Raw genomic sequence first — 12,869 nt, 5'->3', positions numbered from 1 at the left:
CAAGAAAAAAAATGATTGAATCAATTCTATTAAAAAATATTGCTTCTTATGAACCAGAAAATGGAGTTGAATTATTCGATTTGAAAAAGCTAAATTTCTTTTTTGGTTCTAACGGTTCAGGAAAATCAACCATAGCTAAATATCTTTTCAATATAGGGCAAGAATCAGCCAATAGAGATGAATTATTTGCTGATTGCACTAATAGTGGCTATGATGAATCAAATCAACAAATTCTAGTTTATGACGAAAACTTTGTAGAAGTTAATTTTAATAGAAACCCACTTTTAAAAGGAGTGTTCTCTTTAAATGAGACCAATGACATAATTGATAGGCAAATTGCTAGTAAACAGGATAGAATTAATAATCTTCAAGATTTAAAGACAAAAAGAATAGCAGTAAAAAGAAATCTTGAAACAGATAAACAGAACAAAAACACCCAACTTCTTGGCTTTTGTTGGAATAAAAGGAATGCTTTCAATTCTTTCACAAAATTAAGCCTTCAATATCCAGGCAGTAAACCAAATCATCTTAATAAGCTCAAACAAATTCTAGGGTCACTTCCGACAGATATTCCAACAATAAGAGAATTAACTGACCAGTATAATGAATATTACGAGAAAGAAATATCTCAAATTCAAACTACAGTCAATTCAAACTTGTACAAAGAAATTAGATATTTAGAACTGAAATTTGGCCCATTGCTAAATAAAATAATTGTCGGTAATGAGGATGTTGATATAGACAGATTAATAAAATCCTTAGACTCTAGAAGCTGGGTAGAATCAGGGCTTGAGCTAATAAAAAAAGTAGATAGCATTTGTCCCTTTTGTCAGCAAGAAACCATAAATGAAAATTTAAGAACTCAATTTAATCAATACTTTGATGAAACATCAAAAAAAGAGATAGAAAATATTGAACAACTTTTAACACAATACAAAGAAAAAACCAATTCATTTTTGGAAAACATATTTGAAATACAAAGTTTACATAATCCTAAGAGTATTTTATCTAACACTTATATTAGCTTACAACAATTATTTTCTGATAACATAAAGCAAATTGAATCGAAAATTCTAAACTCAAATGAGAGAAAGCAAATAATCTCTTTAAATACTGTTAAAAGCTCTTTGTCAGCAATAGTAAAATCAATTAAAATCAACAATCAGGCTCTATTAGAATTAGACCAAAATAAAAAAAATCTTATCTCTTCAATTTGGGTCTATATGGCTAATAAAAGTAAAGTAAAGATTGAAGAATTTAAACTAAGGCAAGATAAATATGAAAGGATAAATACATTATCAGACGAGTTCATTACCAATTATGATACAGAGTTAATCACTACGAGAGGTGAAATTGAAACTCTAAGAGGTCAAACCGTAAACACACAAGATGCGGTAGATAATATCAATTTAATTTTAAAAAATTCAGGTTTTGAAAGTTTTGAGATTAAAGAAAAAGATAGTGTCAATAATATTTCTCAATACTATTTAAAAAGACCAAACAGTACAAATGAAAACCCAGTTTTCAAAACACTAAGTGAAGGTGAAAAAAGCTTTATTTCATTTTTATATTTTTATCAATTATGTGTTGGAACAGATGATATTATTACGAATAGTACGAAAAAGAAAATCATAGTGATAGATGACCCTGTTTCTAGCCTTGATAGTCAATCGTTGTTTGTTATCTCATCATTAATTCATCAACTAATATTAAGGAAAGGTAATAATCGTCCAGATAAAAAATTATTTAAAAATGAGAATATTAACCAAGTCTTTATCCTAACTCATAATCTTTATTTTTATAAAGAAGTTTCTTTTGCAAAACGACCAATGTGTACTGATTATTGGCATTACAAAATTTCCAAAGTAAATAACTCGTCCCTAATTCAAGGACAGAGGGATAAAACAATAACGGATGACTACGCTTTACTTTGGAATACAATAAAAGAATTAAAGGCAAATCTTCCACAAAATTCTGATTTAAATATTCTAATATCAAACTCAATGAGAAGGATAATTGAAAGCTATGTACACTTCATTGGAATAGGAAATGATGCTTGGAGTTCGATACTAAATGATGATAGACAAAGTCCAGAATATTATTTAAAATATGCCTTTGTTGCTTCTATAAATGACGAAAGCCATAAAGTTACAGCATTAGATGGAGTATATTATCAAAAGGTATCTAGTGAATTGCCACAACTTTTATTTGATGTTTTTAAAGAAATATTCAATAATATCGGTAGAGAACATTATGAAATGATGATGGATGAACAAATGGAAACGGAATAAAAGCCAGCAGGTAACAATGTATACAAATAATAAGGGTTAAGTGCCAAACCCTAAGTTGGTACATATTAACAAAGTCCGCCAAATTTACAATTTGACGGTTAAAAGAAAATAACGGTAAAATTGTAAATTTGGCTAAGTGCTAGATATGAAAGTTAGTATATTTTAATCCCTTACTATTCTTATACGAGACCGTTGTGTATAATGCCGAAAAACGAAAAAACAGGTTGAATAGACTAGAACAATTTATATTTAAAATAATATCTATTTACAAACCTCGATTAGACAGATGGGTTGTAAAGATTTGTATTCGGACAGGATTAGCTTTAGTGACTGCTGGTCTCACTGGAATATCTTGGTGGGTTGCAATAGCTCTAAACATAGCGAAAGAAGAATTAAAAAAACAATATGGAACCGATTTAGGTATAACAGTTATTGAATGGTCGACCACGATTATAGGATTTGCACTTTTTTTAATTGGTTTAGGTATTTACTTTTTAAATAAATGGTTTGATAAAAAGAATAAAGAAAAGCCCAAGTTACTGATAGCAATTTTACATAAATCAATAGATGATTTCTTAAATCCTAGTTTTTCAAAAATAAGAAATGGCTATTATAAAGATTATGAAGTCCAAACAATAATAATTAACCAAACTAAGACATATAAATCTGGTGAATTAAATTTTCCTGATTACGCTGTATTTGAACAGCAAAACCTTATATCTGAATTAGCTACATTAACAAGGACAAATCCAAACACAGAAATTGCTTATTTTGGTTTAGCCCATATTCCTCTTCTTTTTGATATTGGCTCAAAAATAGCAGATAAATTTAAAATTGAATTCTTTGAGTATAATCGCAATAGTTATCATTGGGATTATTTGGATAAAGGAGAAAATAATTTAGATATAAATCAAAACTGTGTTTCAAGAGATAGTCAAATAAAAGAAGCTGTTATAAAAATTGAAATAAGTTACCCAATAAATGATATATTGATACAAGATGTAGTCTCTAATATTGCTATTTTTAAATCAATTTCACTAAATCCAATTAAATTAGATTCAATAAACAACACCACTGAAATAAAAGTTATTTCTCAAATGTTTAGAGAGTCAGTAGACCAAATAATAAGCGAACATCCAGATATAACCTTAATTCACTTATTCTATTCTGGCCCAGTTTCTTTAGCTATAAATTTAGGTCGTAAAATCAGCAAAAGAACAGACCCAAAATTTTTAGTTTATAATTATATGAGTAATGCTATACCAAAATATAAATGGGCAATAAACTTAAATGAAGATGACTCTTCCAAAATCGTAATTAATTGATGTACAACCTTAACACTAAACTAAGTGATTTTTATAATGACGTTGTAAGACTCAAAGAAGCGGACAGAAATAAACTTAGAGAATATAAAAAGCTAAATATTGATAGATTAAATTCAGGAATTGATTCGATTAATGAAAAAGAAAATAAATCGTATCCACATCCATCTGTTTTAGAACAAGGAAGTATAGCAATGCATACGGCTAATCGGCACGATGATAATGATTATGACATTGATATTGCTATTATTTTTCCAAAAGATAGTTTGCCATCAAGTGCCTTAAATTCAAGAAAATTAATAGAAAAAGCATTAAGAGAGAAAACGGGTAATTTTTCAAAACAACCTGAAGCAAGGACAAATGCAGTGACTATATGGTATAGTGAAGGTTATCACGTAGACTTTGCTGTCTATAGAGAATCAACTGATTTTTTTGGCAATACTATATACGAACACGCAGGTGCTGATTGGCAAAACAGGAATCCTCAAGATATTACAATTTGGTTTAACAATTTTGTTATGAATAATAGTCCGCAAAAAACAAATGGGGCAACAGTTGAAAATGGGCAATTTAGAAGAATTGTTAGACTACTTAAAAAATTCACAAAATCAAGGGAAAACTGGAGTTTACCAGGCGGTTTGGTTATCTCTATTTTAGCATCAGAATGCTATATTCCAGATTATCATAGAGATGATGTTTCATTAGTTAAAACAATTGAATCAATATACAATAGACTTAAATATAATAACCAAGTTTTTAATCCGACTGATAAAGCTTCAGAATTAACTGAAAAAAGCATATATAAAAACGAAGTAAACAGACTTAAAGATAAATTAAAACAAGCTGTAAGAAAGCTAGAAATTTTATCAAGTTCTGATTGTGATGAAGAAAAAGCTTATAGCGCTTGGAAATGGGTTTTCAATTCTGACTTTTGGAAAATAGAAACAAAAGCATTTAGTTTTTTAGATGAAAGTATTTTTCTTCCTTCAAGTCAAATCAATTTAAATGCAAGTTTACATATTAGCAAAAAAGGCTTTCGCTTAAATTCTAATGTTCCAAATGGCTCAATGAAAATCCCAAAGAAAATGTGGCTGAAATTTACTGCAACCACAAGTATTCCTGCGCCTTTTGATGTTAAATGGATAGTTGAAAATGAAGGTGATGAAGCAGAAGCTATACCGGACTTAGGTCACGAAACGCTAGATGAAAACGTGTATGCAAGTTCTTTTTCGCATTGGGAAAGAACAGCATACAAAGGAAAACATAAGCTAATTTGTCAGATAATTAAAAACAACCAAATTATGACATCTGAGAAATTTGAAGTAATAATTAAAAAGTAAAAGCACTATACACAACAATGGCTATAAGTAATTGCTTGTTCTAGCCTACTTACGAAAATCCTCGTAGATTTTCTATTTGGGTTGTATTTGCTAAATTAGGTGTTCAATTAGTGGCAATACCCAATAACTATTGTGAATTTTTAAAACCGATCAAACTTAAATAAGTAATGGCAAAATTTTTAAACACAACAGGTGTCTCCTACCATTTAGAAGAACTAATAAAGACTACTACTGATAGACTTATTTTAATTAGTCCATATCTTCAATTTCATAAAAGAATAAAAGATCATTTAGAAAACCTCAATATTCAGAAAAGGGATATTAGAATTATTTACCGTGAAAACAAATTGCAAGTTGAGGAGAGCAACTGGCTTGAAAGTCAAATAGGTATTAGAACAAGCCTTTGTAGCACATTGCATGCAAAATGTTATCTAAATGAAAACGAGGCCATTGTTACTTCTATGAATTTGTATTCTTTTTCTCAACAAAACAATGATGAGATGGGCATTCACGTTACCAAGGAGGAAGACGGCGATTTATATAATGATATTTATAATGAGGTTCAAAGGCTTTTAACAATCAGTGAAGAAATTCGAGTTTCGGTAAAAAAAGTGGACAAAGAAATTGAGAAGCAGACTGAACAAACCATTCTTAATGTCAAAAAAACTGAAGATATAAAAAATTCAAAACTTTTAACAACTAAAGAATTATCAACTCTAACAGGCTTAAGTAGTAGAAAAGTAAACAGTTGGTTTACAGATAACAAGCTAATGTATAAGAAAGACGATAATTGGGTCACTACCAAAAGAGGCAAAGAAGTCGGCGGGATTGAAAAAGAAGGGCAATACGGAAGATTCGTTATTTGGCCAGAAGCTATCGCAAAACATATCGTAGAATAGGATTTTTCTTATTTTAATTTCACACCACCCTCACCCTAAACAGCTCTGAAAATTTCATACATATAGAATCCTACAATAAGCAAAGAACCCTACCAACAATTGTTTTTTGCTAAAAGAAAGTAAATCTCTGACTGTAAGTTCATTAACTTATTCTTTTTAAGTACCTTAACTACATATTCTATCAACCTAAACATGACCGCCAAAACCATCTATCTCGCACTTCTTTTTTCTTTGCTACAGCCTGTTCTTTTCGCACAAAATAGGGTCGAGCAACTTTAAGAGACACAAAGCCACTTGATAAAGAAATGTTTAGCGCGATTTGTGATAGATTCAGAATAACTTGGATTGACGAAAGTACTCTGAAATAAACTGCTTACAACAGTATATATAAAAGATGGTGAAAGTCGCCAAACTTTAATTTTGGCTGATATTTATTAAATAAAATTTAAAAATTCACCTTGTACTTCATCTAAAAATAATTTTATAATTTGCAACCTAGGGGCCGTATGCAAAAGCATTGTGTGCCATTTAAAAAACCGCGATAATGCAAAAAAAATAGATGAATAAACAAATCAAACGTATCATATTTGCTTTTTGCATTATCAAATTGGCGCTTCATTTAATAGCCGATATGAATTCGGGTTTTCAAGGAGATGAACTGCTACATATTGAAACAGGAAACCATCTTGCGTTTGGGTTTATGGAGTTTCCGCCACTAATTGGAATTATTGCTTTTATTCAAAATTTGTTTCAGTCAAATGCTGTCTTCATTCATCATATTTTCTCCCATATTTCAGCAATTTTAATACTTATTGTCATTTCTAAGATCATTGTAGAATTAGGTGGAAAAGCAAAAGCTGTTTTTTTGGTATTACTATGTATAATTATAGCCCCCGCATTTGGCCGCTCTCAACAGTTATTTCAGCCTGTTGTTTTTAGTCAATTGTTTTGGGTATTGAATTTCTACTTTCTAACAAAATATGTGAAATACCTCGACAAAAAATACCTGTGGCTCTTAACAATTTTTACCGCATTGGCATTTCTAACAAAGTATGATGCTATATTTTTTATTTTCGGAGTATCATCCTTGTTACTCTTCAAGCCAACAAGACAACAGTTAATAGAACACAAATTTTGGTGGAATATCATTGTTTTTCTCCTTTTGATTAGTCCTAATATTATTTGGCAAATTGTAAATGATTTTCCTGTCTTAAAAATGTTTGACCGACTTTACGAAACCCAATTAGATCAACAAGCACCATTAGACGTTTTACAAGGATTGCTTATGGCATTGAACCCAATGACATCAATAATTTTAATTGTGGCGATCATCTCAATGTTTCATAATTCAATGAAGAAATACAGAGCACTATCAGTCTCTATATTACTATCCATCTTATTGTTAGCTTTTAGCCAAGGGAAAGGATATTATTTCTTTCCTATTGCACTTACTATTTTAACATTCGGGGGTGTTTTTTGGGAAAATATAATTCTCATAAAAAGAAAATGGTTGATTTATCCAATAACAGTTATTCTTTTAACGGGCATTTTTCTAATTCCTTTTGGTATGCCTATATTTCCTTTAGAAAGTTATCTAAAACATGATTATCCACATGAAAATAGAGAAATTGTACCAGGAGGAAAGTACAACGTCCGATTTGATGAAAGATATTCAAAGGACAAATGGGAGACAACATTAAAGGAATTACAAAATGTTTATAATGGATTATCTAACACTGAAAAACAAAATACGATCATTTGGGGAAAACATTACGCACAGGCAGGAGCCGTCAACTTGTTCAACGAGCAATATGATTTGCCAGAGGCATTTTCTTTACACGGTAGCTTCTATAATTGGGGGCCTAAAGGAGAAATGCCAGTTGTAACGATAGCCTTGGGCTACAATGTTGGGGATTTTTTCCAAGGATATTTCAATGAAGTGGTTAAAGTAAAAACAGTCTACAATCCCTACTCAGAAAATGAAGAAGAACTACATCAGCATATTTATATTTGTAAAAAGCCAAAACAGTCATTTGACGACCTAAGAGAATTATTTAAAGATAGAATATTCGAATAAAGCGGTGCAATAAAGTATATTCTCTTTTGAATAAAATTAAAAATAAACTTGTGAGTCTTCATTCTACGACTCCCTAGGTTCCTGGCTAACACGTTTTGTAAATCTGATGTGTTAAGGCTTATAATGTATTCTTTTTGAGTATCTTAACTGCATATTTTATAAGCCTCCGCATGACCGCCAAAACCATCTATTTCGCGCTTCTTTTTTCTTTGTTACAGCTCGTCTCGTTTGCGCAAAACATAACGTCAGACCAATCCATTTCGTTTTTACAGCCTGTAGACGCACAGCACATGCCTTCCGAAGAAACCCTAGGTTTGGCAATGATCGCCTTAGAGAAAAATAGTTTAGGTGCGTCGCATATTGCAACCATCACCCGAGGCTTTGCCTACAGTTATGCAAACCTAGCCGCGCAAAATGCCTTGTTACTTAAAATACACACCCAAAACAAAGACCTCGCAGAGACACTTATTATTTTCCGAAAACAACTGAGGCAGGCGATTTCCGAAGAAACGACCATGCAACAAGCCATCGAAACCGTTTTTATGCATTATGTGGTGAATACAGACAACGGTTATGCGGTAAAAGGCAAACCAACCACCACCGAGTTCAAGGAGCTGCTTACCCGATATGCACGATTACATGGTGTAAACTTTAGCGTCAGCGGAAGCGGGCCAGATCGTTTTCACTTGGCAGATAGCGCAGTCAGCTGTGAAAGCTGCGGCCAAATTGATTTCTTTGGTCTACGAGCGGCGGGTATTACAGTAAACAAGATCCGCTACGGAAGACCTGATGTGATTCCGCCAACGGCATTCGATTTCAACGGAAAAGGGTACACTCTGGAAAATGCAGCGATCCTAGCCGAATTTAGCAATCTCTCGTACTTCGATCCTGAATTCATAAAAAAACAACTCGCACTTCGTGGTTTTTCGTCTTTTAAATGGATCAAAGGGGAACGCTTAGATACCGAAGTTTTTCTGTCGCAAAAAGGTAACTACCAGATCATTTGTTTTAGAGGAACCAGCAGCGTTACCGATATACTGACAGATCTAAAGTTCAATAAAAAACAAGCTTTTGGCGGAAATGGGAAGGTGCACGCTGGCTTTCAAAATGCACTGAATGAGGTCTGGGACAAACTAGAAACCAGCATTGATAAAAATAAAAAGGTCATCGTTACGGGGCATAGTCTTGGTGGCGGACTCGCACAATTATTAGCCTATCGTCTTACACTAAAAAATTATACGGTTTCTGGCGTATATACCTACGGATCTCCGCGCGTTGGAAATTCAGATTTTAAAGCGGCCTATGATGCGCGCTTAGCGAAAAAAACATTCTTACACACCAGTGATAAAGATTTGGTGCCTGCCATTCCGCCAGAGATCATGGGTTTTGTTCATTTGGGGGATCTGGAGCGCAAATTTATGCGTGGTCACAAGATCACAGCCTTAAATACCGCAGGAAAAGCGGTAAGTCTAGCAAAGGAACTCACCTTTGAGCAGCTAGCCCCGGAAGTACAAGAAAAGCTGAGAATACAAATGGACCAAGTGGCGAAATCGGTTAAAAGGTCTTCAGCCTTTTTAAGAATTAACCCACATGAAACTGCTTCTATGGGCTACGGAACGGATTTCGAAACAGGGCAAATTGACGAACACAGTATTGATGAATATCTCTTTAAATTGGCGTGTGCAATCGTAGAAAGGGAGATGAATTATGTCAAAAAGTAAAGCATTCTGTTTTTAACACCGAAAACGAAAACGATATTAATTTAGAAAAAGCCTCCGGCATGACCCTAAGGCTCGTATCTTGTATGCAGATACGTAATTATGAAAATAAACTTGTTGTCTTGTGATGCCCAACGGCCCGATGAAAGAGCCATAGCCAAATGTATTGCTGAAATTTCAGCAAACATGAACGAATCCTTGTCGAATGAACTTACCGATATCCTGCTGGAAGGAGATGCTGTAGATATCGAGTTAAAAGATAAAAATACGGGTTCTGCTTTAAGAGCGTTACGAAAATTAAGTATTGACTATGCGATCATAGAATAAATTAATTCGCTCTAACCGTATAGAGCTTTCCCAAACTCACCGTACCTGCAAATGAATATGATCATCGTGCCGCACCGCCTGGCAGCCGTGAAAACGGATCTTTGGACTTGTAAGTCGCAGTCGGTTTTTTAAGTGCGGCTCGATAAAAACCTTGCTAATTTCGGGTTGCGCTACGATCGCTTTGATTAGGGTGGCGGTGGCTTCTTCGGAAAGGGAAAGATCATCGTTGATGGCGCCTAATGATAAATACTTCGGAAAATCATATTGCCAATAACCTTTTTCTTTGCAAAAACGGGTTTGATCAAATTCTGAAGCTGTTGGGTCAGCATATACGCCATAACCACTTACCGAAGGTTTCCTATTGCTAACACCTTCCGCATCTTTATAAACTAACGTGATATCCAGTTTTTTTCCGTCCTTATGACTTAAATGCGGCAGTAGCGGAAAGCCATTTACAAACGGCAGATTTGCATCCAAATAGCGGATCTCAATGTTGGGATATGTGCCTGCAAAACGTTTTGAGATCGCTTGCAACGCTTCATTGAGTTGCGGTGTGACGTAGTTTCGGTTGGCAAGGGTGTAAAAAAGGGAGTGCGGACGAACAATCTCTGTATTTTTAATTTTTTCTCTTCCGAAGAAAGGCGCCACAAAAGGAACGATCAGTAAGGTTGCCAAAAGATAAACCGTCATAAATAAAGCAAGGCGCTTTAGGCGATAGCGGTTTAAATTCGATCTAATAAAAAGAATGACCAAAAGATAGACGAGTCCGCCAACCTGTGTAAGGGCCGTTAGCAGTAAAACAACTATCAAATGTAGCACGATATAGCCAATTCGCCTTAGCATCTACGGCTCGATCTTATAGAGCAAACATTCGGCTAGTACCGGATAATCGTCAAGGGCGGGATGTATAAATTTTGTATCGTAATGCATGCCAATTTTTTTCATCACACCTTCGGAAGGTTGATTCTGCTTCGGACAAACAGCGTAGATCGCCGAAAGTTTTTTGGTTTTAAAACCATAATCGAGGCAAGCCGTGGCAGCTTCCGAAGCAAAACCCTTTCCCCAGGCGCTTTGCTTTAAACGCCAGCCAATATCGGCATTGGGTGTAAATGGTGCTTCGTATGTTTGATACATCAAGCCCGTAAAACCAATAAATTTACCAGTAGCCAGTTCATCAACCGCAAAATAGGTGTAGCCAAATTCGTCAAAGTGTTTCTGAAAACGTTCAATTAGTGCTGCAACTTCGGAAGTTGTTAATGGCTTCGGAAAGTAGCGCATAACTTCAGCATCGGCGCACATTTCAGCAAAAGGGACAAGATCATTTTCGATCCAATTCCGAAGTCCGAGTCGTGCTGTTTGAATTAAATATGCATTCATTAATTGGCAAACAGATACTCAACCGTTCGTGTGTTAACGTGGCTTCCATCGTTATTTTCAGGGTAGGTAATTTTGGTGTAAAAGTTGGCCTGATTTACTTCATAAGTAGCATTGGCAGCTTCTTCCGTAGAAAGATTGTAAGAACTAGGATCTTCATAAAGCCTATCAAGTTCATACAACCCATAAAGCTCACCGTAAATAATAGAGATATTTTTTACGCCAATCATTTCATTCTGAATAAAATTTTCGGTGTCAATTATATCTGTATAAGAGAAAATAAACGTTTGAGAGGTGTCAGTAGCGGTCAATAAATTACCGTTTTCGGCATATGTAAAAGTGCGAACATTATCTATAGCGCCGTCCAGATCAATATCTCTTCCTGCGGAAACTACCTGTCCGTTATCATTTAACTCAATGATCACTCTTCTGATGATCTCGGCACTAGGGTCAGTATGAGGTGAGTCTATTCGTTCGTGGAAATAAACGTTATTTGGCTGACTTACAAAACGGTAATAGGAAACCGCTCCATTGTCTAAATAAAGATATCCAGCGATCACAGTATTACTTGTATCGTAGAAGTATTCACGTGAAAATATAATATCAGCGTTATTTTGATTGGTTAAAAAGCCAGCATTATTGTACTCATATTCAGTATCAACTGAACTAGTTGTCAATATATCATTTGTATAAAACTCGCTCGTTGTCTCTGTATATTTATTAGCGTTGAGGGGTGTGTTTTCTACAATGGTATAGTTGTCATCGGCGGGATCCACAGCTGTATTTATGGAGGTTTCGATTTTAGATGAGATTACCACATTAGCCAACGGGTCACCATCGTTGCTGCTTTTTGAATCATCTGAAGCACAAGACAATGTAAGGTTTAAAACAAGAATTCCGAATACATAAAAAAGGACACGTTTCATAAATGGGAGGTTAATAGTTACCCTAAGAGAACGCATTTTTTTTTAATCTATTACTTTACACCTAATTTTTTAAGGTGCTGTTGAATTATTGAATTCTTTTCGATTGCGTAGTAAAAGAAAGCCCTTGTTGCTCAATAATAGAACTCATAACGCCTTCAAAAAGGGGTTCGGGGCTATCGTTTGGTTTGTTCCATTCAATGATAAAATTGGAGCCTGTACCCCCTGCAACGTCTTTTTCATCGATGATGATCTCGGTGGTTTCCATGGGGCCTAAATAAATAGGCGTATCAAAATAGGTGCGCACTTCCTTTCCGTGGGTATCGTAATAGGTGGCTCGAAGGAGGTAGATAGTGTCTTTGTCACTGGTATTTCGCAAACTCACCATGGCGGTAAGATTGTGTGTTTTGTGTTCAGACATGCTATAGATCTGTGAATAAATAGATAGGTACGACTTGCCGTATTCCAATGAATCTGAAGCTTTGATCGTCGCAGCGCGTATCGTCCAATTCTCAGGGTCAATAGAACTCATCGCCGTTTCTTCTCGGCAGGAGCAGAGGAGTAGGGTCATCACAATAAGTAAACCTATATTTTTCAT

General features: G+C 34.4%; 11 protein-coding genes. 7 read left to right on the top strand and 4 right to left on the bottom strand.

What is annotated here, in order from left to right:
* Positions 1 to 11 precede the first annotated feature (11 nt).
* From ACY2RU_RS09260 to ACY2RU_RS09230, 7 genes are all read left to right on the top strand, one after another.
* Entirely contained in the window at positions 12 to 2,291 is a 2,280-nt protein-coding gene (locus ACY2RU_RS09260; RefSeq protein ID WP_490138158.1) for an AAA family ATPase, read from the top strand.
* A gap of 224 nt (positions 2,292 to 2,515) precedes the next feature.
* On the top strand, positions 2,516 to 3,616 hold the full coding sequence (locus ACY2RU_RS09255) for an SAVED domain-containing protein (protein WP_490138157.1): 1,101 nt from the start codon (positions 2,516 to 2,518) through the stop codon (positions 3,614 to 3,616).
* Positions 3,616 to 4,953 carry a nucleotide-binding domain-containing protein gene (locus ACY2RU_RS09250; protein WP_490138285.1) on the top strand — a complete coding sequence of 446 codons (1,338 nt, stop codon included), beginning with the start codon at positions 3,616 to 3,618 and terminating at the stop codon, positions 4,951 to 4,953. The genes ACY2RU_RS09255 and ACY2RU_RS09250 overlap by 1 nt, the downstream gene beginning before the upstream one ends.
* A gap of 167 nt (positions 4,954 to 5,120) precedes the next feature.
* A complete protein-coding gene (locus ACY2RU_RS09245) occupies positions 5,121 to 5,852 on the top strand; it encodes a phospholipase D family protein (RefSeq protein WP_490138156.1) in 732 nt (243 codons plus the stop codon).
* A 559-nt stretch (positions 5,853 to 6,411) separates the two neighbouring features.
* Positions 6,412 to 7,929, top strand: a complete 1,518-nt coding sequence (locus ACY2RU_RS09240; protein ID WP_490138155.1) for an ArnT family glycosyltransferase — start codon at positions 6,412 to 6,414, stop codon at positions 7,927 to 7,929.
* 170 nt (positions 7,930 to 8,099) lie between these two features.
* Positions 8,100 to 9,650, top strand: a complete 1,551-nt coding sequence (locus ACY2RU_RS09235) for a lipase family protein (protein WP_490138154.1) — start codon at positions 8,100 to 8,102, stop codon at positions 9,648 to 9,650.
* A 99-nt stretch (positions 9,651 to 9,749) separates the two neighbouring features.
* Positions 9,750 to 9,974 (top strand): hypothetical protein, encoded by a 225-nt coding sequence (locus ACY2RU_RS09230; RefSeq protein ID WP_490138153.1) that lies wholly within the window; start codon positions 9,750 to 9,752, stop codon positions 9,972 to 9,974.
* 36 nt (positions 9,975 to 10,010) lie between these two features.
* Here ACY2RU_RS09230 and ACY2RU_RS09225 read toward each other — a convergent pair whose 3' ends face one another.
* The 4 genes from ACY2RU_RS09225 to ACY2RU_RS09210 form a co-directional block, all read right to left on the bottom strand.
* Positions 10,011 to 10,817 carry a hypothetical protein gene (locus ACY2RU_RS09225; protein ID WP_490138152.1) on the bottom strand — a complete coding sequence of 269 codons (807 nt, stop codon included), beginning with the start codon at positions 10,815 to 10,817 and terminating at the stop codon, positions 10,011 to 10,013.
* The gene (locus ACY2RU_RS09220; RefSeq protein ID WP_490138151.1) at positions 10,818 to 11,351 is read right to left on the bottom strand and encodes a GNAT family N-acetyltransferase; all 534 of its coding nucleotides are present in this window, start codon (positions 11,349 to 11,351) and stop codon (positions 10,818 to 10,820) included.
* On the bottom strand, positions 11,351 to 12,274 hold the full coding sequence (locus tag ACY2RU_RS09215) for a hypothetical protein (protein WP_490138150.1): 924 nt from the start codon (positions 12,272 to 12,274) through the stop codon (positions 11,351 to 11,353). The genes ACY2RU_RS09220 and ACY2RU_RS09215 overlap by 1 nt, the downstream gene beginning before the upstream one ends.
* An 85-nt stretch (positions 12,275 to 12,359) precedes the next feature.
* On the bottom strand, positions 12,360 to 12,869 hold the full coding sequence (locus ACY2RU_RS09210) for a DUF3124 domain-containing protein (protein ID WP_490138149.1): 510 nt from the start codon (positions 12,867 to 12,869) through the stop codon (positions 12,360 to 12,362).

The organism is Ulvibacter sp. 2305UL32-6 (genome assembly GCF_058148545.1).
The sequence above is the reverse complement of the archived record's forward strand: the minus strand, read 5'-3'. Positions and strand labels throughout refer to the sequence as shown.

What these genes read in the sequence shown, in the direction of transcription:
- ACY2RU_RS09230 (WP_490138153.1), top strand. Translation starts at nt 9,750, where the DNA reads ATGAAAATAAACTTGTTGTCTTGTGATGCCCAACGGCCCGATGAAAGA.
- ACY2RU_RS09225 (WP_490138152.1), bottom strand. Translation starts at nt 10,817, where the DNA reads ATGCTAAGGCGAATTGGCTATATCGTGCTACATTTGATAGTTGTTTTA.
- ACY2RU_RS09250 (WP_490138285.1), top strand. Translation starts at nt 3,616, where the DNA reads ATGTACAACCTTAACACTAAACTAAGTGATTTTTATAATGACGTTGTA.
- ACY2RU_RS09235 (WP_490138154.1), top strand. Translation starts at nt 8,100, where the DNA reads ATGACCGCCAAAACCATCTATTTCGCGCTTCTTTTTTCTTTGTTACAG.
- ACY2RU_RS09210 (WP_490138149.1), bottom strand. Translation starts at nt 12,869, where the DNA reads ATGAAAAATATAGGTTTACTTATTGTGATGACCCTACTCCTCTGCTCC.
- ACY2RU_RS09245 (WP_490138156.1), top strand. Translation starts at nt 5,121, where the DNA reads ATGGCAAAATTTTTAAACACAACAGGTGTCTCCTACCATTTAGAAGAA.
- ACY2RU_RS09240 (WP_490138155.1), top strand. Translation starts at nt 6,412, where the DNA reads ATGAATAAACAAATCAAACGTATCATATTTGCTTTTTGCATTATCAAA.
- ACY2RU_RS09220 (WP_490138151.1), bottom strand. Translation starts at nt 11,351, where the DNA reads ATGAATGCATATTTAATTCAAACAGCACGACTCGGACTTCGGAATTGG.
- ACY2RU_RS09215 (WP_490138150.1), bottom strand. Translation starts at nt 12,274, where the DNA reads ATGAAACGTGTCCTTTTTTATGTATTCGGAATTCTTGTTTTAAACCTT.
- ACY2RU_RS09260 (WP_490138158.1), top strand. Translation starts at nt 12, where the DNA reads ATGATTGAATCAATTCTATTAAAAAATATTGCTTCTTATGAACCAGAA.